This window comes from Actinoplanes sp. NPDC000266, from assembly GCF_042899005.1.
In the GTDB taxonomy this organism is placed as follows: domain Bacteria; phylum Actinomycetota; class Actinomycetes; order Mycobacteriales; family Micromonosporaceae; genus Actinoplanes.
The window spans coordinates 390819-413670 of record NZ_JBIAZI010000006.1 but is presented as its reverse complement, the minus strand read 5'-3'; the positions used below and the strand labels follow the sequence as shown (position 1 = coordinate 413670).

Annotated in this window: 20 protein-coding genes; 12 read left to right on the top strand and 8 right to left on the bottom strand. The window is 70.2% G+C overall.

What is annotated here, in order from left to right; translation table 11 throughout:
- Positions 1–30: 30 nt before the first annotated feature.
- From ACFY36_RS26160 to ACFY36_RS26150, 3 genes are read right to left on the bottom strand one after another with little or no spacing between them, the layout of a single operon-like run.
- Entirely contained in the window at positions 31–660 is a 630-nt protein-coding gene (locus ACFY36_RS26160; protein WP_499748566.1) for a GNAT family N-acetyltransferase, read from the bottom strand.
- A 5-nt stretch (positions 661–665) separates the two neighbouring features.
- Positions 666–1010: a fluoride efflux transporter FluC gene (locus tag ACFY36_RS26155; RefSeq protein ID WP_499748565.1), complete on the bottom strand. Its 345-nt coding sequence runs from the start codon at positions 1008–1010 to the stop codon at positions 666–668.
- Positions 1007–1516, bottom strand: a complete 510-nt coding sequence (locus tag ACFY36_RS26150; RefSeq protein WP_499748564.1) for a fluoride efflux transporter FluC — start codon at positions 1514–1516, stop codon at positions 1007–1009. The genes ACFY36_RS26155 and ACFY36_RS26150 overlap by 4 nt, the downstream gene beginning before the upstream one ends.
- A 224-nt stretch (positions 1517–1740) precedes the next feature.
- On the opposite strand from ACFY36_RS26150, the gene ACFY36_RS26145 reads away from it, so the two are divergent.
- A complete protein-coding gene (locus ACFY36_RS26145; RefSeq protein WP_499748563.1) occupies positions 1741–3576 on the top strand; it encodes a hypothetical protein in 1836 nt (611 codons plus the stop codon).
- 34 nt (positions 3577–3610) lie between these two features.
- On the opposite strand, the gene pseI is transcribed toward ACFY36_RS26145, so the two are convergent.
- On the bottom strand, positions 3611–4639 hold the full coding sequence (gene pseI, locus ACFY36_RS26140; protein ID WP_498693996.1) for a pseudaminic acid synthase: 1029 nt from the start codon (positions 4637–4639) through the stop codon (positions 3611–3613).
- A complete protein-coding gene (locus ACFY36_RS26135) occupies positions 4639–5091 on the bottom strand; it encodes a GNAT family N-acetyltransferase (RefSeq protein WP_097328833.1) in 453 nt (150 codons plus the stop codon). The genes pseI and ACFY36_RS26135 overlap by 1 nt, the downstream gene beginning before the upstream one ends.
- Positions 5092–5191: 100 nt before the next feature.
- On the opposite strand from ACFY36_RS26135, the gene ACFY36_RS26130 reads away from it, so the two are divergent.
- Both ACFY36_RS26130 and ACFY36_RS26125 read left to right on the top strand, forming a co-directional pair.
- On the top strand, positions 5192–7456 hold the full coding sequence (locus tag ACFY36_RS26130; protein ID WP_499748562.1) for a putative bifunctional diguanylate cyclase/phosphodiesterase: 2265 nt from the start codon (positions 5192–5194) through the stop codon (positions 7454–7456).
- Between the two features lie 25 nt (positions 7457–7481).
- Positions 7482–7655: a CsbD family protein gene (locus ACFY36_RS26125; protein ID WP_097329123.1), complete on the top strand. Its 174-nt coding sequence runs from the start codon at positions 7482–7484 to the stop codon at positions 7653–7655.
- Between the two features lie 52 nt (positions 7656–7707).
- Here the strand turns inward: ACFY36_RS26125 and ACFY36_RS26120 are convergent, their stop codons facing one another.
- Together ACFY36_RS26120 and ACFY36_RS26115 are read right to left on the bottom strand one after the other, a co-directional pair.
- Positions 7708–8622: an aminoglycoside phosphotransferase family protein gene (locus ACFY36_RS26120; RefSeq protein WP_499748561.1), complete on the bottom strand. Its 915-nt coding sequence runs from the start codon at positions 8620–8622 to the stop codon at positions 7708–7710.
- 16 nt (positions 8623–8638) lie between these two features.
- The gene (locus ACFY36_RS26115) at positions 8639–10894 is read right to left on the bottom strand and encodes a putative bifunctional diguanylate cyclase/phosphodiesterase (RefSeq protein WP_499748560.1); all 2256 of its coding nucleotides are present in this window, start codon (positions 10892–10894) and stop codon (positions 8639–8641) included.
- A gap of 231 nt (positions 10895–11125) precedes the next feature.
- Here ACFY36_RS26115 and ACFY36_RS26110 point away from each other — a divergent pair, with 231 nt between their 5' ends.
- From ACFY36_RS26110 to ACFY36_RS26075, 8 genes are all read left to right on the top strand, one after another.
- Entirely contained in the window at positions 11126–11887 is a 762-nt protein-coding gene (locus ACFY36_RS26110) for a DeoR/GlpR family DNA-binding transcription regulator (protein ID WP_498694003.1), read from the top strand.
- Positions 11888–11934: 47 nt separating this feature from the next.
- Complete coding sequence (locus ACFY36_RS26105; protein WP_499748559.1) at positions 11935–13284, top strand: ABC transporter substrate-binding protein; 1350 nt, start codon at positions 11935–11937, stop codon at positions 13282–13284.
- 8 nt (positions 13285–13292) lie between these two features.
- A complete protein-coding gene (locus ACFY36_RS26100; RefSeq protein WP_499748788.1) occupies positions 13293–14213 on the top strand; it encodes a carbohydrate ABC transporter permease in 921 nt (306 codons plus the stop codon).
- Complete coding sequence (locus tag ACFY36_RS26095; RefSeq protein WP_499748558.1) at positions 14210–15010, top strand: carbohydrate ABC transporter permease; 801 nt, start codon at positions 14210–14212, stop codon at positions 15008–15010. Before ACFY36_RS26100 ends, ACFY36_RS26095 begins: the two co-directional genes overlap by 4 nt.
- Positions 15007–15996 carry a zinc-dependent alcohol dehydrogenase family protein gene (locus ACFY36_RS26090; protein WP_499748557.1) on the top strand — a complete coding sequence of 330 codons (990 nt, stop codon included), beginning with the start codon at positions 15007–15009 and terminating at the stop codon, positions 15994–15996. The genes ACFY36_RS26095 and ACFY36_RS26090 overlap by 4 nt, the downstream gene beginning before the upstream one ends.
- A gap of 93 nt (positions 15997–16089) precedes the next feature.
- A complete protein-coding gene (locus ACFY36_RS26085; RefSeq protein WP_499748556.1) occupies positions 16090–17595 on the top strand; it encodes an APC family permease in 1506 nt (501 codons plus the stop codon).
- A 388-nt stretch (positions 17596–17983) separates the two neighbouring features.
- Positions 17984–18289 carry a hypothetical protein gene (locus tag ACFY36_RS26080; protein ID WP_499748555.1) on the top strand — a complete coding sequence of 102 codons (306 nt, stop codon included), beginning with the start codon at positions 17984–17986 and terminating at the stop codon, positions 18287–18289.
- 86 nt (positions 18290–18375) lie between these two features.
- Positions 18376–20331, top strand: coding sequence for a YncE family protein (locus tag ACFY36_RS26075; protein WP_499748554.1), 1956 nt, complete (start codon positions 18376–18378; stop codon positions 20329–20331).
- On the opposite strand, the gene ACFY36_RS26070 is transcribed toward ACFY36_RS26075, so the two are convergent.
- Positions 20321–20851, bottom strand: coding sequence for a hypothetical protein (locus ACFY36_RS26070; protein ID WP_499748553.1), 531 nt, complete (start codon positions 20849–20851; stop codon positions 20321–20323). The genes ACFY36_RS26075 and ACFY36_RS26070 overlap by 11 nt on opposite strands.
- Before the next feature lie 176 nt (positions 20852–21027).
- Here ACFY36_RS26070 and ACFY36_RS26065 point away from each other — a divergent pair, with 176 nt between their 5' ends.
- A complete protein-coding gene (locus ACFY36_RS26065; protein ID WP_499748552.1) occupies positions 21028–22851 on the top strand; it encodes an MFS transporter in 1824 nt (607 codons plus the stop codon).
- Position 22852: the final 1 nt, after the last annotated feature.

Genomic DNA, 22852 nt, shown 5'->3' with positions numbered 1-22852 from the left:
GATCTTCCCGGAGCGGCGTGACGGCGCGGGTCAGGGGTACAGGAGGAGCTCGGAGGCGATGGGGCGATATCCGGCGGCCTGAAAGGTGCGGACGCTCCGGGCGTTGCCGGGGGACTGCTGGGACCACAGCCAGGCGCCGGACGGAATCAAGTGGCGGGCGGCGGTGGCCAGCAGGCGGCCCAGGCCCCGGTGGCGGGCGGCCTCGTCCACCTCGACCGAGATCTCCCAGCGGCCCGCCACGCCGCGGCCCAGGGTGAGCACGCCCCCGTCGGTCCACCACGCCTGGACGTCGTCGCGGTGGGACTGGGCGCGGCGTACACGGGAATGGTCTTGATCTTGACGGGTCAGGGGAAGAGGGGGCGGACCGGGCAGGGCGGGGGCGACCGTCAGCAGGTCGATCGTGTCGGCCTGGCGGCCGGTCCGGGTCAGCAGGGCGGTCAGGAACAAGGGGTGCATGGTCCTGGCCAAGGGGTCGACGTCGATGGTGGCCAGGGTCGCGGTGATCCAGTCCGGGTCCTCGTCCAGGAAGATCACCGTGTGGGCGGTGAAGGCGAGCACGCCGGCGTCGCGCTTGCTCGGCTGGGGGACCACGGTGACGCCGCCGTTCGGGGGCGGGAAGTAGCCGTCGGCCGCCGCTTCCAGGATCTTTGCGAGCTCCATGACCCCTATTGTGTGTGGCTGCCCAGGAAGCGGCCGAGGAAAGCGGCGCTCAGGCCCAGGACGATGCTGCTCAGCGCGTAGACGAGGGCCCGGTGCGGCCGGTCCGAGCGGGCCAGGGTGAGCGTCTCCCAGCTGAACGTCGAATATGTGGTCAGGGCGCCGCAGAAACCGGTGCCCAGCAGCGCGGACAGCGTGGGGTTGACGTGAAGGCCGATCAGGAAGCCGAGCAGCAATGATCCGCCGACGTTGACGATCAAGGTGCCCCAGGGGGACTTGAAGGCCTGGCCGGTCAGATAGCGCAACGGCGCGCCTACCGCGGCGCCGGCCGCGACCAGGAGGACAGTGGTCATCGGGGCACCCGTTCGGCCAGGACGGTCGCGGCCCAGACGGCGAGCAGCGCGCCGGCCAGGGTGGTGAGCAGATAGACGGCGCCGGTCACGGTCGGCGCGGTCAGCGCGTCGGTCATGGCGGTCGAGAAGGTCGTGTAGCCGCCGAGGAAGCCGGTGCCGAGGAACGGGCGTACGAGACGCTGACGCGGGCGGAAACGCCCGAGCCAGACGTAGAGGAGGCCGATCAGGAAGCAGCCGGACACGTTGATCGTCCAGACTGCCCACGGAAAGCCGTCCGCGTCGTGCGGCCAGGCCAGCGTCAGGCCATAGCGGGTCAGCGCGCCGAGCACGCCACCCAGGGAGATCACCGCCAGCACCACGATGATCACGGTATCGCCACGGTCGAGGAGGCCGGGGCAGACGTGGCGGCGCCCACCCCGGCCGGTCTCTGGTCGTCCACTGTAGGCGATGATCTTGCCGGTCGCGCGGCGAGCGGGGCCGCTGGGGAAAACGGTGATGCGCGACACAGGTGATAGGCTCTGGCCGCCGGGGACGACTCGCGCGGGCCGGGACTTTGCGGACAATTCACCCATTGTCCTACCTGCGCCACAGGGGAATGCAGCCCCAACTATCCGAGTAGTTACTAACCTTGAATGGTACCTTTCGGCGTCGAAATGACGGGCCGAGACGGCGACGCCTCCGCGACCCCCGACGACCTGGGCCGGCCCGCAGCAACAGAGAGGTCTGAGTGATGTCGGAGCGCGCCTCTGCTCTGCTTCCCACCGATGGCACGAACTTCACGGCCGCGCTGAACGCGCCGCCGGTGAACAATCTTCAGCGCATCGGTGGCGAGATGTTCAACTGGACCGATCTTGACGAGCAGCGGGGCCCGGCCCTGCCGCGCGGCGCCGTCCTGCTCCACCTGCTCGCGCAGCACGTCGGCCCGGGCCGCACCGTGCTGGTCGCCGGCCCGCACTCCCCGGAGATCGTCGCGGCTCTGGCCGACAGCGGCGCGGCGGTCACGTGGCTGCTGCGCTCCCTCGGCGACGCCGAGCGGGCCGCGCGGGCCAACCCGCGGGTGACCGTGCTCGGTGGCTCGGTGCTGAAGGTCGACCCGGCCGCCACCTTCGATGTCGTGGTCGCGGTCGACGGCGTGGGCCGGCTCAACTCCACCGAGGGCGAGCAGCTGTCCGCCGGTGAGCTGATCGACCGTCTCGCCTCGGCCGTGCGGCCCGACGGCGCCCTGATCCTGCTCCACGACAACAACTTCGCGCTGCACCACACCCTGCGGCTAGAGCCCGGCGCCCGCGAGCGCCAGGACTCGGCGTGGTACCCGGTGGACGAGCACGACGCCCACCGCCCGGCCTCCCGCGAGCAGCTGATCTCCCGGCTGAGCGACGCCGGCCTGACCGTCGGCTCGTCGTACGCGGCGTTCCCCGAGCCCGCCACCCCGACCGTCCTGGTCGGCGAGGGCCTGCTGGGCGAGGTCTCCTCGCCGCTGCGGCCCCGGCTCGGCACGGCGCTCTCGCAGGCGTACGCCACCGCCTTCCGTAACCGCCCGGTCCTCACCGACCCGCGCCGCCTGATCAACCGGGCCGTGCGCGCCGGCGCCGAGAGCACCGTGGCCGCGGCCTGGCTGGTCGTGGCCCGCGCGGCCGGTGCCACCGCCGCCACGCCCGGTCATCAGCTGCTCATCGGCGACCCGCGGGGCACCTTCGTCTACGAGGTCGCGGGCGGCGCCGGCGGTGTCCGCACGACCGTCCTGAAGTCGCTGGAGGCGCCGGTCGAGCGGTACGGCCTGCGCCGCGTCAGCGAGCCGGCCGCGCCGGGCGCCGACCTCGGCTATGTGCTGGAGGAGCGCCTGCTCCACCTGGCCGCCACCGACAACCTGCGGCAGATCCGGGTCGAGCTGGCGCAGTACGACGCGTGGCTGCGGGCGCAGGCCCACGACGGCGTCCTGACCGGCCCGGTCGGGCTGGCCGGCCTCGCCGACGTCTTCATCGGCCAGGACGGGCCGGAGCTGCTGCCCACCCGCTGGGCCCCGATCGAGCCCGTCCCGCTGGAGACGGCCCAGGTCCGGGCCGTCTGGGCGTTCGCGGTGCAGCTCATCACCTCGGGCCAGCCGCACCCGTGGCCGATCACCTCGCACGCGGTCGACCTGACCGCCATCCTGCTCGGCATGATCGGCCAGGGCGTCGACGCCGAGGAGATCCGCCGCGCGGTCGACCTTCAGGTGATCCTGGAGTCGGCCGAGTTCGAGCTGAACCTGGAGCAGCAGCACGACCGCCGGCTCCAGCTGCTGTCGGTGTCGCCGGGCACGGCCTCGGTCGACGTGCCGGGCTTCCGCGAGCTCACCGAGGCGCTGTGGCGCCAGCGGTACGAGGCGAGCCACCTGCTCGCGATGATGGAGTGGACCGAGCAGATGATCAAGTCGCGGGACTTGGCCGTCAGCAAGATGGACTGGGAAGTCCAGTTCTACAAGAAGAGCTGGGCCGGCCGGATCCTGATGGTCGCGCGGGCCGGCTACAAGGTCGTGGGCCGCGACGGCCGCAAGGCTCTCGGCAAGCTACGGCGCCGAGGACAGTGAAAATGGGGGGCCTTTTGGAAGGCCCCCCATTTCTTTAGATCAGGTCCCAGGTGAGCGGGGTGCCCTTGGCCGCGTCCTGGGTGAAGGTGCGGCCGATCACCGTGCGGATCGCGTCGGGCTCCAGGCCGCCGGTCGGGCGGATCGAGCGGACGTTCTCCTCGGTCACCGGGTCGCCGGCCTTCACGTCGGTCACCACGTAGAGCGACCGGCGGAACCGCAGGCCCTCCTTCTCGGCCTCGGTCGGGCCGATGTGGGTGGTGCCCAGCGCCTGCCAGGCCCGCTCCGACTCGATCCGCAGAGCCTTGAGCTCGGCCGGCTCCAGCGAGAAGGCCGAGTCGACGCCGCCGTCCTCGCGGTCGAGAGTGATGTGCTTCTCGATCAGGCAGGCGCCGAACGAGACGGCCGCGATCGGCACGCCGATGCCCAGCGTGTGGTCGCTGAGGCCGATCGGCAGCTCGAGCATCTGGGCCAGCACCGGGATGCGGCGCAGGTTCGTGTACTCCGGCGGGGCCGGGTACGACGCGGTGCAGCTCAGCACGGTGATGTCGGTGGCGCCGACACCCTGGGCGGCCTCGACCGCGGCGGCGATCTCCTTCACCGAGGCCATGCCGGTGGAGATGATGATCGGCTTGCCGGTGCTGGCGGCGAGGCGGATCAGCGGCAGGTCGGTGATCTCCGAGGAGGCGATCTTGTAGAGCTGGGCGTCCAGCTTCTCGAGCAGCTCGACCGCCGTGCGGTCGAACGGGCTGGAGAACGGCAGCAGGCCCCGCTCGCGGGCCCGCTCGAAGATCGGCTGGTGCCAGTCCCACGGGGTGTGCGCCCGCTCGTACAGGTCGTACAGATAAGCCTCGGACCACAGCTCGTGGCCCTTGGAGATCTGGAAGCGGGGGTGCTTCACGTCCACGGTCATGGTGTCCGCCGTGTACGTCTGGATCTTGATGGCGTCCGCGCCGTTGTCGGCCGCCGCGTCGACCAGCGCCAGCGCCCGGTCGAGAGAGCCGTTGTGGTTACCCGACATCTCCGCGACGATGTACGGCCGCTTGTCGGGCCCGAACTTAGTCATTACTTCCCTCTCTCAGTCCAGACGACCGTCTTCGGAACCCCGTCGACGAGTCGTTCGTAGCGCCGCGTCTCCTTGAAACCGAACCGACGGTGCAACGCCAGCACCTGCTTGTTCTCTTCCAGGGTCTCGCCGCCCAGCGTTTCCAGCCCCAGTGTGCCGAACGCGTAGTCGATGGCTTCTTTCTCGAGCCGCATCCAGGCGGCCAGCTGCCGGTCGCCCAGACCCTCGGTGTCGAGATAGAAGGACCAGGTGTTCTCGTTGAAGATGACGACGCCGGCGGGCACGCCGCGATCATCCTCGTAAATCAGCACGGTCTGCCAGCGCTTTTCCCACCAGGCAGCGTGCTCCTCCGGCTTGATCTCGTGGGTGGTCAGGCTGACCGCCCGCACCGACGGATGGTTCCGCCAGGGCAGGATCAGGTCGCGTTCGGCGTAGGTCGCGGGTCGCAGCACAGTGTCAAAGTATGGCCGCCCCGGCAAGCCGGCTGCCGGGGACCTAGGTCACAGCGGCTCTTTTCTCACCCGGGGCCCGCCCGCGGCCGATCCGAGCGGCGTGACTCTTCCGTCCGACCGTTTGCTCAGGGCGAACGCGCTGTTGCTCGTGGTGACCGTGGTCGCCATCGGCGTGAACGTGGTCAGCCCGGTCATCCCGTGGGCGCTGCTCTGGCTGCCCGGCATCGCCGGCGCCGGTCTGCTCGCCGTGAACTGCGCGCGCACCGCCCGGGCCGGGCACCTGCCGGCGCCGATCCGCCGCTTCTGGCGGCAGATCTGGGTGGTGTGCCTGCTGGTCGGGCTGGGCGCGACCGCGCAGGCGGCCCAGGTGACCGGCGCCGGCAACCCGCCCGGCCTGCCGATGGGCGCCGGGCAGATGATCTTCGACGGCCTGGCCATCCTGATCGTCATGTGGGCCCTGATCCGATTGCCGTTCGGGACGCAGAGCCGCGGTGAGACGTTCCGCCTGGTGCTCGACGCCGGCACGGTCATGCTGGCCTGTGCCGTCTTCGTCTGGCACTTCGCGACCCGGTACTCGCTGCACGAGACCGACGCCGGACTCGTCTACATCTCGCTCACCCTGAGCACGCTGGCCCTGCTGGCGGTGTTCGCGGTCGCCAAGTTCATGCTGGCCAGCCAGTCGCTGTTCGACCGCGGCGCGCTGCGGATGATCGCGATGGCGGTGCTCGTGGGCGCCGTCGGCCCGGTGCTGCAACCGCTGTTCACGGCGCTCGACCCGCATCTGTACGCCGACTATTTCAGCATGCCGGCGGTCTACTTCTTCGGCGCGCTGGCCGCCGACCGGCAGCGCCGCGCCTCCTACGGCCCCCGCCGCGGCGCCAAGCCGAACCGCCGGTGGAGCTTCAGCGCCCTGCCGTACGTGGCCGTGGCCGCCGTCGACGGCCTGCTGCTGTCGGTCACCTGGCCCGCCGACGGCGACGACCGCCGGATCGTGGTGGTCAGCGCGGTGCTGCTCACCGCGCTCGTGGTGATCCGCCAGATCACCGCCTTCCGCGACAACGGACGCCTGCTGCGCCGCCTCGACCACGGCGCCACCCACGACGCGCTGACCCAGCTGCCCAACCGGGTGCTCTTCCACGAGCGGCTCGACAAGGCCCTGACCAGCCCCGGTGACCGCCCGGTGGCGGTCGCGCTGATCGACCTGGACGACTTCAAGGAGGTCAACGACACGCTCGGCCACGAGGTGGGCGACCTCCTGCTGATCGCGGTGGCCCAGCGCCTGGCCGGCTGCGTCCGGGCCGAGGACACGGTGGCCCGCCTCGGCGGCGACGAGTTCGTGCTGGTCCTCGACGGCGCCGACCCGGCCGCGGCCGACCTCGCGGCCCGCCGCATGATCGAGGCCCTGCGCGAGCCGGTCGTGGCCGACGGCCACGAGCTGCCCATCCGGGCCAGCATCGGCATCGCCGACGGCCGCAGCGGCGACGACCCGAGCCTGCTGCTGCGCCGGGCCGACATCGCCATGTACGCGGCCAAGGCGCTCCCCGGCACGGCGTTCCTGCACTACGACCAGGGCATGGCGGCCAGCGACCAGTCGTACCTGGGCGCCGAGCTGCGCGAGGCGATCCGCGACAACCAGCTGTTCCTGCTCTACCAGCCGATCGTGTCGCTGGCCGACGGCCGGGTGCTGGGCGCCGAGGCCCTGGTCCGCTGGGCCCACCCGGTGCACGGCACGCTGGCGCCGGACGCCTTCATCCCGGTCGCCGAGCGGACCGGGCTGATCGTGCCGATGGGCCGCTGGGTGCTCCGCCGGGCCGTGCGCGATCTGGCCGGCTGGAGCCCGGAGATCGTTCTGAACATCAACATCTCGGCCCGTGACCTGCGCGAGCCCGGTTTCGCCTTCTTTGTCGGTGCGCTCCTGGAGGCGTACGAGATCGAAGGCTCCCGGATCGCCCTGGAGGTCACCGAGTCGATGCCGATCGACGTCGAGGCGTCGGCGGCCAATCTGGCCGATCTGCGGGCGCGCGGGGTGCGGGTGTCGCTGGACGACTTCGGCACCGGCGCGTCGTCGCTGACCATGCTGCACGACGTCGAGGTCGACGAGGTGAAGCTCGACCGCGCCTTCACCCAGGCCGTGCCGGACGGGAGGGCGCCCGTGGCGGCGGCGGTGCTCCAGGTGGCGGGCGCGCTCGGGCTGGACGCGGTGGCCGAGGGGGTGGAGACCCGCGACCAGGCGGACCGGCTGCGTGATCTGGGCTATCGGGCGGCGCAGGGCTTCCTGTTCGCCCGGCCGATGCCGGCGGCCGACTTCGGCGATGTCCTGGAAAGGGATTGGCCGAGCCGCTCTCGGGTACTTCGGACGGTGTAGGCAGCTGACCCCCCCGGAGGTAACCATGGGTACCGACGACAAGATCGACAACAAGGCCGAAGAGCTGGGCGGCAAGGTCAAGGAGGGCGTCGGCAAGGCGACCGACGACGAGCGCCTCGAGGCCGAGGGCAAGGCCGACCAGTCGAGCTCCAAGCTCAAGCAGGCCGGGGAGAACATCAAGGACGCTTTCAAGTCCTGACGTACGACCTGAGCAGGCGGCCGCTTCGATCCGAAGCGGCCGCCTCTGTCGTTCAGCCCGATCGCAGGTTGGCCGCCAGGTAGGTCAGGGCGGCGGCCAGGTCCGCGCCCTCGGTGTGGGGCCGGCGGAGATCGTCGGTGTAGTTGGCGATGTCGGCCAGAATCCACCAATTCCGGTAGAACTCGATGGCGGCCGCGGAGACGCGGTGACCGGTGGCCCGCTCGTATCGCGATAAAAGCGGCATGTCGTTCGAGGGCGGCGCGTCGATCATGGCGTCGGTGAGCATCCAGAGATCCCGTTCCGGCGGGGCCAGCTGGACGGTGTCCCAGTCGATCAGAAGAGGGCCGGACGGGGTCCGGAGGACGTTCCCCGGATGGGGCTCGCCATGGGTGACGACCCAGGACTCGGTGGACGGCGGAGCGTCGAGGCGGGACAGCCTGCGGGTCACCGCGGCCGTGTGCCCGGCCAGGAGCCGGCGCGCCGGCTCGGCGTAGGGGCCGGAGGTCCAAGGGCGGTCGAGGTCGGCCAGCGCCCGCTCCAGACGGGCGCGACCGGGGAGGCGGAGGTCGGCCCGGGGTGCGGTCGCCCTCGTCCCGTGAAGAGCGATCAGCATGTCGAGGACGGCGTCGCGATCGGCCGGGGGATGCGGGCCGAAGGAGCCGGCGGAGCCGGGCACGAAGGGGTGGACCGTCACGGCGTACCGGTCGCCCAGGCGGCGGACCAGGGTGCCGTCCGGGGCGCGGATCGCGGCGACGACGAAGTCGAGGCCGAGGCGGGCCGCCGTGTCCAGTGCGGGTTCGAGGGCCGGCGAGTAATCCGTGACCGTGACGAACCACGGTGGGGCCGACCAGTGGTGGCCGCCCGCGCCGACCGGCAGATAGGCGAGGGCCGGGGCGTGGATGCCCCAGCCCTCGGCCAGCGTGGCGGCCAGTTGGGCGTCGGTCAGGTCGGCTGGGCGTTCCCGCATGACCCAGCAGTCTGGCCTATTCGCACTCGGTCGGTGGGACGTCCGTGGGGAAGAGCAGGTCGTCGAGAGCGCCGTGGGTCAGCGGCTCGGCGAAGTAGTAGCCCTGTCCCAGCTCGCAGTTGCCGCCGGCCAGCGAGGTGAGCTGGCTGGCGTGCTCGATGCCCTCGGCGATCGTCGACAGTTGCAGGGCCCGGCCCAGCTGGATGATGCCGTGGGTCAGGGCGGCCGCCGTGGGCTCGTCGACCACGTCGTCCACGAAGGACTTGTCGATCTTGATGATGTCGACCGGGAAGCGGCGCAGATAGGCCAGCGACGAATAGCCCGTGCCGAAGTCGTCGATGGCCAGGCGGACGCCGATGGCCTTGATCTCGTGCAGCCGGTCCAGGGTGGCCGGGCGGTGCTCGACCAGCAGCGATTCGGTCAGTTCGAGGATCAGGCGGTCCGGTGGCATCCCGGCCGTCTCCAGGGCGTCCCGCACGACCTGCGGCAGCGAGGTCTGGTCGAGCTGGACGGCCGAGATGTTCACGCTGACCGACAGCGGCGGCCCGAGCCGTTTGCGGTTCCACTCGGCCACGCGGGTCGTGGCCTCGCGCAGGACCCACTCGCCGATCGGGACGATCATGCCCGTCTCCTCGGCCAGCGGGATGAAGTCCATCGGCGGGATGACGCCACGCTCCGGGTGCTGCCAGCGGATCAGGGCCTCGACGCCGGTGATCTCGCCGGTGTGCAGGTGGACGATCGGCTGGTAGCGCAGCTGGAACTCGTGCCGCAGGACGGCGCGGCGCAGGTCGGCCTCGAGCTCGATGTTGGCCTGGAAGGCCTCGCGCATGGCCGGCTCGAAGACCTCGTAGCGGTCCTTGCCGTGCTTCTTGGCCTGGTACATGGCCAGGTCGGCGTGGACCATGAGCTCGGCCGCGTCGTGCTCGCCGGGCTTGCTGAACGCGATCCCGATGCTGGAGCTGACGAACGTCTCGGCGCCCAGGTCGAACGGGAGCCGCAGAGCGTCCAGGATGCGCTCGGCCACCGGAACGGCCTCGCCGGTGCTCTGGATGCCGGGCAGCAGCACGGCGAACTCGTCGCCGCCGAGGCGGGCGGCCGTGTCGCCGTCGCGCAGGCAGGACTGTATGCGCTCGGCGACGCCGGTGAGCAGGGTGTCGCCGGCGGCGTGGCCGAGGGAGTCGTTGACCACCTTGAAGCGGTCGAGGTCGACGAACAGGACCGCGCCGCCCAGGCCCTGCGCGCCGAGCGTCTCCTCCATCCGGGTCTGGAACAGGGCGCGGGTGGCCAGGCCGGTCAGCGAGTCGAGGTAGGCCCGGCTCATCTGCTCCTGGGTGCGGGCGTCGGTCAGGGCCAGGCTCACGTGCTCGGCGAACGCGGTGACGATCTCGCGGGTCGCCTTGTCCCAGTCGCGGCGCGCGCTGTAGGTGCCCACGGTGACCGCGCCGACCGACTGGTCGCCCTCGTGCACGGGCACGGCCAGGACCGACTGCAGGTTGACCGCGGTCAGGGCGGGCATCGCGATGGGCGAGGTGGCGTAGTCCTCCACGGCGACCAGCTCGTCGCCGAGGATGGCCAGCCCGGTGACGCCGGCCGCGGCCACCGGCATCCGCTGGGCCAGGGCACGCATCTCGGGGCTGACCCCGACCGCGGCCACCGTGCTGCCCAGCTGCGGATCGTCCCGCTCGACCAGGTTGACCGACACCATCTCGACGCCCAGCAGGTCGCGCAGCGACGCGGTGACCAGCTCGAAGACGTCGGTCAGGGGCCGGCGGCGGCCGATGGCGCGCTGCACACCGGAGAGCTCGGAGAACACGCGGCGGCCCTGGTCGAGATAGCCGAGCAGGCGGCCGTTCTCCTCCGCGTACCGGCGCTCGGACTCGACGACGTACAGCGACTGGAGGCAGAGCTCGAGGACGCGGGCCATGCCGCGCAGCAGGGTGATCTCCTCGGCGCTGAAGGCGGCGCCGATCCGGCCCAGCACCAGGACGCCCGGCGCGGGCCCGCCGATCGGGGCGTGGGTGACCGCGTAGCGGCCGGCGCCGAGCTCGAGGGTGTCGCGGCGGCCGGCGGCCACCTCGGCCAGGGCGTACGCGGGCACCTCGTCGGCCGTGAGGCCGATGGTGGCGACCACCCCGTCGTCGATCATCAGCACCGCGACGTCGGCGTCGAGGGCGCGGGCGGCGCACTCGACGGCAGCGTATTGCGCGGCCGGACCGGCGGGCCGGTCCGCCACCGCGGACAGGAATTCTGTCAGTTGCTCCGTCGCTAGCACGGGACTCTTGTCGTCCGTTCGGGCCCGGATATGAGGAGAACGCCCGAGCGCACACGAGCGGGCATCGTCCGGTCACGTTTTCCGGCGAAACGGTCGGACGTTTCGCGGAAAAGGTCCGGCTAAAGACCGGTTTGATCAACGAGCCGGGCCGGGCCAAGCGGGCAAACAAACAACGAAGTCGATGACTTTGTGAGGCAGGCCACAGGTTTCTCCGGTGTTACAAATATCGCCATGAACGCTGACGAGCGACAGCACCAGATCGTCGCCCTGGCCCGCCGGCACGGCGAGGTCGAGGTCGCGAAACTGGCGGCCGAGCTGTCGGTCAGCGCCGAGACGATCCGCCGCGATCTGCGGCTGCTGGAGAAACACGGTCTCATCCGCCGTACGCACGGCGGCGCCTATCCGGTGGAGACCGCCAAATTCGAGACCGATCTCGCGATGCGCACCATGCGCGGGGTGCCGGAGAAACGGCGGATCGCGACCGCCGCGGCCGGCCTGATCGGCGACGCCGAGACGATATTCATCGACGAGGGCTTCACCCCGCAGCTGATCGCCGAGGCGCTGCCCACCGACCGTCCGCTCACCGTCGTGACCGCCTCGCTCAACACCGCGGCCTGGCTGGCCGGGTCCACGCCGGCCACGGTTCTGCTGCTCGGCGGCCGGGTGCGCGGCCGCACGCTGGCCACCGTCGACCACTGGGCGGCCGGCATGCTCTCCGGTTTCGTCATCGATCTGGCGTTCATCGGGGCCAACGGCATCTCCCGCGAGGTCGGCCTGACCACCCCCGACCCGGCCGTGGCCGACGTGAAGGCGCGAGCCGTCGCCGCCGCCCGCCGCCGGGTCTTCGTCGGCATTCACACCAAGTTCGGCGTACGCACGTTCTGCCGTTTCGCCGAGATATCCGATTTCGAATCACTGGTCACGGACACCGGATTGCCGGCGTCCGAGGCGAACCGCTACTCCCGAATGGGCCCTCAGGTCATCCGGGTCTGAAAAAGAAACTCCCCGAAGCCGTTTTCGCATAAAACGGAGGACTCACCATGCCCAGAAAACTGGCCTTGGCCGCCGCATGCCTACTTCTCGCCACCGCCGGCTGCTCGGGCGCCGGCTCGACCAGCGGTGGTGGCGGCGATGAGGCCGACAACACCATCACCGCCCTGATGGTCGGCAACCCGCAGATGGAGGACATCCAGAAGCTGACCGCCGACAACTTCACCAAGCAGACCGGGATCACCGTGAAGTTCACGATCCTCCCGGAGAACGAGCTGCGCGACAAAGTCACCCAGGACGTCGCCAACCAGGGCGGGCAGTACGACGTGGCCACCGTGGGCGCCTACGAGGTGCCGATCTGGGCCAAGAACGGCTGGCTGCACGAGCTGTCGACGCAGGCGCAGGCCGACTCGGCGTACGACTCGGCCGATCTTCTCAAGCCGATGGTCGACTCGCTGACCGGCGAGGACGGCAAGATGTACGCGGCGCCGTTCTACGGTGAGTCGTCGTTCCTCATGTACAACAAGGAACTCTTCGCGGCCAAGGGCCTGACCATGCCCGAGCACCCGACGTGGGCCCAGGTCGCCGACTTCGCGGCGAAGCTGGACGACAAGGGCAAGGGCGTGTCCGGCATCTGCCTGCGCGGCCTGCCCGGCTGGGGCGAGCTGTTCGCGCCGCTCACGACCGTCGTCAACACCTATGGCGGCACGTGGTTCGAGAAGGACTGGACGCCGAAGGTCAACTCGCCCGAGTTCACCCAGGCCACCCAGTTCTACGTCGACCTGCTCAAAAAGCACGGCCAGCCGGGCGCGCCGCAGTCCGGTTTCACCGAGTGCCTCAACACGTTCGGGCAGGGCAAGGCCGCGATGTGGTACGACGCGACGTCGGCCGCGGGCACGCTGGAGGACGCGAAGGCCAGCAAGGTGGCGGGCAAGGTCGGTTACGTGTACGCCCCGGTGAACAAGACCGAGTACTCCGGCTGGCTCTGGACGTGGGCCTGGGCCATGCCCAAGACCACCAAGAAGGCCGACGCCGCCTGGAAGTTCATCTCGTGGGCCACCAGCAAGGACTACGAGCAGCTGGTCGGCAAGCAGCTCGGCTGGTCGCGGGTCCCGTCCGGCAAGCGCACCTCGACGTACTCGATCCCCGAGTACAAGGAGTCGGCCAAGGCGTTCGCCGACATCACGCTCGGCTCGATCGAGCACGCCGACCCGACCAACCCGGGCGTGCAGCCCCGGCCCGCGCTGGGCGTGCAGTTCGTCGGCATCCCCGAGTTCGCCGACCTCGGCACGAAGGTGTCGCAGGAGGTGAGCGCGGCCATCGCCGGCAGCAGCACGGTCGACAAGGCCCTCGCCGACGGCCAGAAGCAGGCCGAAGACGTCGCCAAGAAGTACAAGTAGTGACCACCATGGTCGCCCGGCCGGACGAGCGGACCCAGCCGCCCGTCCGGCCCACCAAGGGCGGAGCCAAAGACCGCTGGGTACGCCGGGCGCCGCTGCTGCCCGCGCTGATCTTCGCGATCGTCATCACCCAGATCCCGTTCCTCTACACGCTCTACCTCTCCACGCTGAGCTGGAACGCGCTGCGCCCCGGCGACAAGCCGTTCGTCGGGCTGGACAACTACGTCACCGTGCTGACCGACACCCGGCTGCGGTCGGCGCTGGTCAACACGGTCCTGCTCACGGCGGGCGCGGTGATCTTCTCGATGATCCTGGGTCTGCTGCTGGCCCTGCTCCTCGATCGCAAGTTCCTGGGGCGTTCGGTCGTACGCACGTTGCTGATCACGCCGTTCCTGGTGATGCCGATCGCGGCCGCGCTGCTGTGGAAGCACGCGATCTTCAATCCGGCGTACGGCCTGATCAACGGCATTTTCGGTGGCTCGACCGACTGGATCTCGTCGTATCCGAAGGGCGCGGTCATCGCCACCCTGGTGTGGCAGTGGACGCCCTTCATGATGCTGATCCTGCTGGCCGGCCTGCAGTCGCAGTCGCACGAGGTGGTCGAGGCGGCCCGGGTCGACGGCGCCAACGCGTGGCAGATCTTCCGCCGGATGACCCTGCCCCACCTGCGGCAATATCTGGAGCTGGGCGCGCTGCTGGGCTCGATCTACCTGGTCAACACGTTCGACGCGATCTTCAGCATCACCCAGGGCGGCCCCGGCACGGCCACGACCAACCTGCCGTACGAGATCTATCTGACGACCTTCCGCAAGTTCGAGTACGGCGAGGCGTCGGCCGCCGGTGTGATCGTGGTGCTGCTGACGATCATCGTGGCGACGTTCGCCCTGCGCGTCATCTCGTCCCTCTTCAAGATGGAGGAGCACAGGTGAAGCGGCTATGGGGAGTCGTGGCCTGGATCGCCGGGATCGTGTTCGTCTTTCCGGTCATCTGGATGGTGCTGACCAGCTTCAAGCAGGAGCAGGACGCGGCCAGCAACCCGCCGAGCTGGGTCTTCACCCCGACCCTGGCCCAGTACGAGCAGGTCTTCGACCGCAACATCACGCCGTTCCTGCTCAACTCGCTGATGGCCAGCGTCTTCTCGACGCTGCTGGTCGTCGCGCTGGCGACACCGGCCGCCTATGCCCTTTCGCTGCGCCCGGTGGCAAAGTGGACGGACACGCTGTTCTTCTTCATCAGCACCAAGATGATGCCCGCCGTGGCCGCGCTGCTGCCGCTCTACCTGCTGGTCAAGCACCTCGGCATGCTGGACAACATCTGGACCATGGTCGTCCTCTACACCTCGATGAACCTGCCGCTTGCGGTCTGGATGATGCGGTCCTTCCTGCTGGAGGTGCCGCGCGAGGTCCTCGAGGCCGGCGAGGTGGACGGCGCCGGGCTGCTCACCTCCATCCGGCGGATCATCCTGCCGATCGTCTCGCCCGGCCTGGCCGCGACGGCGCTGATCTGCTTCATCTTCGCCTGGAACGAGTTCTTCCTGGCGGTGAACCTGACCGCGACGAACGCCGGCACCGCGCCGATCTTCCTGGTCGGGTTCATCTCCTCCGAGGGCCTGTTCCTCGCCCGGCTGTGCGCCGCGGCGACGCTGGTCTCGCTGCCGGTGCTGATCGCCGGCTGGCTGGCGCAGAACAAGTTGGTCCGTGGCCTGTCGATGGGAGCCGTCAAGTGAAAGCAGCCGTCGTCGTGACGCCCGGCACGATCGCCGTCGAGGAGGTGCCGGACCCGACGCCCGGGCCGGCCGAGGTGGTGGTCAAACCGGCCGCGGTCGGCATCTGCGGCACCGATCTGCACATCATGGACGGTGAGTTCGCGCCTGCCTTCCCGATCGTGCCGGGCCACGAGTTCGCCGGTGAGATCGTCGCGGTCGGGGCCGAGGTGATCGGCTATGCGGTCGGTGACCGGGTGGCCGTCGACCCGTCGCTGTACTGCGGGCACTGTTACTACTGCAAGCGGGCGCGGGGCAATCAGTGCGAGAACTGGGGTGCCATCGGGGTGACGGTCAGCGGTGGGGCCGCCGAATATGTCGCCGCCCCGATGGCCAACCTCTTCAAGCTGCCGTCGCACCTCGCGGCCGGCGACGCGGCGCTGATCGAGCCGCTGTCCTGCGCGGTCCGCGGCTTCGACGTGCTGCCGCGCGCGATGGCCAGCTCGTACCTGATCTACGGCTCGGGAACGATGGGACTGATGATGCTCTCCCTCGCGCTGCGGGCGGGTGCCGAGTCCGTGTCCATGGTGGATCTGAATCCGGCCCGGCTGGAGACGGCCCGGTTGCTCGGCTGCTCGGCCGCGGTCACCTCGGCCGATGAGATCGACGCGCCGCGCGGGTTCGACGTGGTCATCGACTGTACGGGGGTGGCCGCGGCCATCACCGACGGTCTGGGCCGGGTCGGGCGCGGGGGCACCTTCCTCCAGTTCGGGGTGGCCGCCTACGACGCGCGGGTGGCGATCGAGCCGTACGAGATCTATCGGCGGGAGATCACCATCACCGGATCGATGGCCGTGCTGCACAGCTTCGACCGGGCCGGCCAGATGCTCGCGGCCGGGGTGCTGGACCCGTCGATCTTCGTGAGTCACCGGTTCCCGCTCGACTCGTATGCCACCGCTTTGAACCAGTTTCGGGCGGGCGAGGGCCGCAAGATCCTCATAGAACCGTAGGTCGGAAGCGGTTTGTGCCAACCTGACCCACGGTTGGTGAGTGAACCGCTACGACCAGTTGTCAAGCGGGGGACTTCAGGATCAAATAGGTCCGTGGGTACGCCCGAGGAGTTACCGCACACCCTCGCACCCGGTCGCATCGGCGCGGCCGCCATCGCCTACTTCGCGCTCGCCGCGACCGCGCCGATCGCCGTACTGATCCACGTCGTGCCCACCGCCTACGCCGAAGGGGGCGGGCCGCTCGTCCCGCTCAGCTTCCTGGCCGCCGGCGTCGTCCTGATCCTGTTCATCGCCGGATACGCGGCCATGGGCCATCGCGCGCCGTTCGCCGGCGCGATGTACACGTACGTCGCCAAGGGACTCGGGCGGCCCGGCGGCACCGCCGCCGCGTGGCTCGCCCTCACCTCGTACCAGGTCATCCAGCTCGGTCTCTACGGCCTGGCCGGCGCCGCGGCGGCGCCCCTGCTGCGCAGCTGGTTCGACGTCGGCGCGCAGTGGTGGATGGTGGCCGCGGGCTGCTGGCTCGTGGTGGCGGTGTGCGGGCCCATCCGGATCGAGGTGAGCAGCGGGCTGATCGCTCTGCTGGTGCTCGTCGAGGGTGTGGTCGTCGTGGGATTCGCCGCGGCCAACGTGATCGACCCGGCTGCCGGACAGCCCACCACGGCCTCGATCCTGCCGTCCGGAGTGGACATGCCGGTGCTCGGGCCGCTGCTCGTGGTGGCGACGCTGGCCTTCGCCGGCTTCGAGACCTCGGGGACGTACGCCGAGGAGGCGATCCGGCCCCGGCGTGATCCCGGGCGGAGCGCCTATCTGACCGTGGTCGTGGTGGCGGTGCTGCTGGCCGGGGCGTCCTGGTCGCTGGCCACGGCGGCCGGACCCGGCCGGATCGCCGAGCTGGCCCGTGCCCGCGGGCCGGAGCTGCTCTTCGACCTGGCCGCGGCGCGGCTGGCGCCGTGGGCGGTCACGCTCGGCCGGTTGATGCTGCTCACCGGGCTGGTCGCGGCCATGCTGGCGTTGCATCACGCGATCGCCCGCTATCTGTTCGCGCTCGGTCGCGAGCGCGTGCTGCCGTCCGGGCTGAGCCGGACGGCGCCGCGGACCTGGGCCCCCCGCGCCGCGTCTCTCGTGCAGTCGCTGGTCGCGGGTGTGGCGCTGCTGGCGGCGTACGCCGTCGGAATCTCAGAAGTTGACCTTTTGGGCCGTCGCCTGCTGGTCGCGGGCGGGCTCGGCGTGCTGGCCCTGCTGATCGCGACCTCGGTGGCGGCGCTGCTGCACCTCAACCAGGTGCCGAACGGCGAAGGCGCCTGGAGCCGGTTCGTGGCGCCGACCCTGTCCACTGTGGCCCTCGGGGTGATCGGCTATCTGGCCGTGGGTGACACAGGGCAGCTCGGGGTGCCGGGCTGGATCGTTCCAGGAGCGATCGGCGGGGTGGTGCTGCTGGGTGCGCTGCACGCGGTGCTGCTCCGCCGGTTCCATCCCGTTATATATGCGGGAATCGGGCACGGCGGCGTGCCGGTCGTGGTGACGCCGCCCAAGGCCCCCCAACAGCGCCCGCATGCCGAACCCGGCGCTCACCGGCCGGAGCGGGTGAACCGCTGATGAGTGCGCCGGGTCCGCTGCGAGAGCTGCGACGGATCCGTGCGCTGGGGATGGACCCCGCCACCGGCCGATATCGGCCCAACGAATCGGAGACCGCCCTGCGGATCGAGAGCGAGCTCGGCGTACGGCTGACCCGGGCCCGGCCCGGCTGCCGGGCCGACTGGTTCGATCAGCGCGGGCTCTCCTACGACGCCGTGGGACCGTTCGCGGCCCACAGGTTCGACCAGCAATGGGCGCGATTCTCGTTGCAGATCGTGCTGCACCTGAAGAAGGCCGACCTCGTACCGGTGGACGTCTCACGCTTCACCCCGGACCAGGTGGCCCGCATAGAACGGTTCATCGCGGAGCGCCGACTGGCTCCGCGCGTCTTCATCCTGGGGCGGCGGCAATGGCGGCTCTCATCATGGTCCGGCCGGGCACGGACTGGCAGTCGACGGGCGGTCTCTTCGAATGGACGCTGGAGTTCCTCATCCCGAGGATCGGCGACCCGAAGACGGCCGACTGGCTCCGCATGGTGGTCACGGAGAATCTCGGCAGCCTCTGGATACCCGACCTCCCCGAGGAGGGCCAGCGGGAGATCTACGCCCTGCTGCGCTCGGGCCTGGTCGCGGCGGCCCAGCGGGAACTGCCCGACTCGCCGGCCAAGAGGGACGCCCTGGCTCAGCTGAGCGACCTGGTGGCCCTGACGTATTAGGCCTCGACCCCCGTTGATCTTTGTCGTACGCTGTCGCGGCCGCGCCGCTGTCTCGCCGAGCGCGGGATTCACGGGGAGTTCCATTCATGCTTCGCGCTGCCCTCACTTCTGTCGCCCTGGCCGCCGCCACCCTCGTCGTGACCGGCGGCCCGGCCACCGCCGTCGCCGAATCGAGCCTGCCGGTCAAGGCGGCCAGCGACCTGCTGGTCGACGCGGCCCACCGGCGTGTCCTGATCAGCGACGGGAAGACCGGCATGATCATGGCCCAGGATTACGTCACCGGCGCCCGGATCTTCCGCAACAACCTGCCCGGCGTCGGCGAGCTGGCGCTCTCCGGCGACGGGAAGAAGGTCTACGCCGCGGTGGCCGACGCGCACGCCATCGTGGCCTTCGACGCGGCGACCATGACCGAGACCTCCCGGTACGCCCTGTCCGATGTGGCCTATCCACGCACCCTGGCCCTCGCCGGTGGGACGCTCTACTTCGGCTGGGACAAAGATCCCGCGGTGACCCCGAGAGGTGTCTTCGGCTCCGTGGACCTCGCCACCGGCGCCATCCGGCCGAACATCTTCCCGTCGCCGGTCGGCATCCCGCACGGGGCGCCGCGGCTCCTCACCGCTCCCGGCGCGCCGGACAAGCTCGTCGTGGCCGACACGTCGGGCGACGCCACCACGGCGGGCAACACCTGGGTCTACGACGTCTCCGGGGCCACTCCGGTGCTGACCGCGGAGGCGACGGCGGCGCCCGGACCGGTCACCGCCGTCGCTCTTTCCCGGGACGGCAGCAAGATCATTGGTGTCGACGGGACCTGCGGGGCCTTCACGGCCGACACGGCGAACCCGGCGCAACGGACCCCGCTCTACAGCGGGCTCTGCGCGCGTCCGGCCCTCGCCGTCCACCCGAGCGACGGGCGGGTCGCGGTCGGCCACGGCAGCCAGGACCTGACCGTCTTCCCGGCCGGTTCCCAGGTTGCCTCGCAGAGCCTCGGCCTGAACCTCGCCACGCCCCAGCGGCTCGCCTGGGAGCCGGGCGGCAAGAGGCTCTTCGCGATCGGCCTGTTCCTGGGCGAGTACAGCCTTCACGTGCTCAACGAGCCGATCACCACGGCGATCTCCCTGGGCACGACCACGGCTCCCGTCCCCCAGGGCGCCGGGGTCACGATCTCCGGCAAGTTCACGATGTCGGGACCGCCGCCGATTCCGCTGCGCCTGTTCGACGTGACCCGCACCGACGCAGAATCGCCGTCCGGCCGGCCCCTCCCGCAGATCATCGCCCAGCCGTACGACCCGTACTTCTCCTTCGTCGACTATCCCGAGGCCGCCGGCAAGGTGACCTACACGGTCACTTACCGCGGGGAAGGCCGCATGGAGCCGGCCACCGCCAAGGTGTCGGTGAACGTCAAGTTCATCACCCCGGTTCTCACCCTCACGGGAGGGAAGGTCGCGGCGTACGGTTCGACGGCGACCGTCACCGCTCGCCTCGGGAAGACCTACCGCAACCGGACGGTCGCGATCTGGGCCGACCCGGCCGGCGCCGAGCCGGCGAAGCTGCTCCGCAACACCAAGGTCGACGCTAACGGCAACCTCACGGCCTCGGTCAAGCTGACCCGCAACACCGGAGTGGTGGCCAAGTTCGCCGGGGACACCCGCTACGCGCCGGTGTCGAGCCCGGTGCAGATGCTGTACACCCGGGTCGCGGTGGCGCTGACCAACGCGAAGCAGTACAAGACGGCGACGCTGGGCGGGGTGCCGACCTCGTACTACCGCAAGACGGTCCATCCGGTCTTCAGCACGACCATGACGCCGTACCCGAAGCGCAAGGAGCGCCTGCAGTTCGAGGTGCTCTGGAAGGGTAAGTGGACGGCGTCGCGGACGGTCGACGTGCCGCTGAACAGCGCGGGCAAGGCGTCGTACACCCTCACCGGGGCCCACTCGACCGGGCTGCGCTACCGGGTGCGGGCCGTCTATCTGGCCGGCGCCTCGGGGGACACCGTGAACGCCACGACGTACGGCGCCTACCGCTACTTCACCTTCACGAACTGAAGAATTCCTCGATCTGGGTGAGGGTGATGTGCTCGGGGTCGTCGCCGACGACCTCGGGCAGTCGCTTGGTGGTGACCGGGACGTCGGGGACGTCGGACGGCAGGTCGGGCACGGGCGGGGTGGGCGGCAGGGCCGGCATGGTCAGGGCCTGGCGGATCACCTCGAACATGGCCCGGATCTCGCCCGTGGCCGTGCGGGTGGCCAGCTCGGAGCCGTTCTCGACGGGTGCGCGGGCGGGCAGCGCGCAGGTGAAGTTGGCCTGAAGCCGGTCGTCGAGGCGGCGGATGTCGGCGCTGGGGCGCGGATGGTCGAGCGGGCCCTCGGCGACGATGCCGAGTTCGCACGCGGACAGGCCGGACTGCCTCCACCAGGAGCGCCAGCGCGGGTCGGCGTCGAGCGTCAGTGCCACGTGGCGCAGGGCGACCACGTATTCGCGCGGGGCCGGGCCGCCGGCCGTGGTGGCGCCCAGGTGGGGATGCAGCCAGGAGTCTCGAGCCGTGCAGAGTGTCTGCTCACCCATACCTGCATAGTGACATTCCGGACGCGTTACGGCTCGGTGGACGACATGGCACGTACGGGCGAATTCCCCATCCGACCACCCCGCCGCCGCTCTTGATCGGACTGAAGGCGTCCTTTTGCGTGGTGGATCACTCCCGGTCGCCAGGTCCATAAGGCGGTGATATAAATTTTCTCGTGATGCTGACCGTTGACCATCCGCGCTACAAGTGGGTCGCGCTCTCGAACACCACCCTCGGAACCCTGCTGGCGACGATCAACTCGTCGATCGTGCTGATCTCGCTGCCGGCGATCTTCAAGGGCATCGACATCAACCCGCTCGAGCCGGGCAACGTCAGCTATCTGCTGTGGATGCTGATCGGATACATGCTGGTCACCGCGGTTCTGGTGGTCACGCTGGGCCGGCTCGGCGACATGTACGGGCGGGTGCGGATCTACAACGCCGGCTTCGCCATCTTCACCGTCACCTCGATCATCCTGTCGCTCGACCCGTTCGACGGCGGGGGCGGCGCGCTCTGGCTGATCGGCTGGCGCGTGGTCCAGGCGATCGGCGGCGCCATGCTGATGGCCAACTCGGCCGCGATCATCACCGACGCCTTCCCGGCCAAGCAGCGCGGCATGGCGCTCGGCGTCAACATCGTCTCGGCCCTGGCCGGCTCGTTCATCGGCCTGGTGGCGGGCGGCGTGCTGGCCGAATGGGACTGGCGCTCGGTCTTCTGGGTCAACATCCCGCTCGGCGTGCTCGGCACCGTCTGGGCGTACCGCTCGCTGCACGACACCGGCGTCCGCCGCAAGGCGAAGATCGACTGGTGGGGCAACGCGACCTTCGCGATCGGCCTCACCGCCGTCCTGGCCGCGATCACGTACGGAATCCAGCCGTACGGCGGACACACGATGGGCTGGACCAATCCCTGGGTGCTGACCGGCCTGATCGGCGGCGCGCTCGTGCTCGTGGCCTTCGGGCTGATCGAGACCCGGGTGGCCGAGCCGATGTTCCCGCTCGGGCTCTTCCGGAACCTGTCGTTCCTCAGCGGCAACCTGGCCAACCTGCTGGCCAGCATCGCCCGCGGCGGCCTCCAGTTCATGCTGATCATCTGGTTGCAGGGCATCTGGCTGCCGCAGCACGGGTACGACTACGAGTCCACCCCGCTGTGGGCCGGCATCTACCTGGTGCCGCTGACGATCGGCTTCCTGGCGGCGGGACCGCTGGCCGGCGCGCTGTCGGACCGGTTCGGCCCCCGGCCGTTCGCCACCGGCGGCCTGCTGGTGATGGCGGTGTCCTTCGGCGGCCTGCTGCTGTTGCCGAGCAACTTCAACTACGTGGTCTTCGCCATCCTGATCTTCGTCAACGGCCTGGGCGGCGGCCTCTTCGCGGCGCCGAACACGTCACTGGTCATGTCGAGCGTCCCGGCCAACATGCGAGGCGCGGCCTCGGGCATGCGGGCGACGTTCCAGAACGCGGGCCAGGTGCTTTCCATCGGCGTCTTCTTCTCGCTGATGGTGGCCGGCCTGGCGTCGTCGCTGCCGAGCACGCTGAACAGCGGCCTGATCGCTCAAGGTGTCCCGGCCGACACGGCGGCCCAGGTGGCGGCCACGCCGCCGGTGGGCACGCTGTTCGCGGCCTTCCTCGGCTACAACCCGATCGGCGAGCTGCTGGGTCAGCAGACGCTGAGCTCGCTGCCGCCTGACAACGCTTCGCGGCTGACCGGCCTGGACTTCTTCCCGCAGCTCATCTCGGGCCCGTTCCACGACGGCCTGGTGATCGTCTTCTGGCTGGCGATCGCGATGTCGGTGGTGGGCGCCCTGGCCTCGCTCCTGCGCGGCAAGCCGGCGCCGGCCGACGCGTCGTTCGTCACCCACGAGGCGGTGGTGCAGGCCGAGTTCACCGACGCCGAGCTGCTCAACCCGGCCACCGCCGTCGCCGAGCCCCTCGACCCGTCCACTCCCGGACCCGCTGGCTCGTCCACTCCCGGACCCGCTGGCTCGTCCGCGACCGGTAACTAGC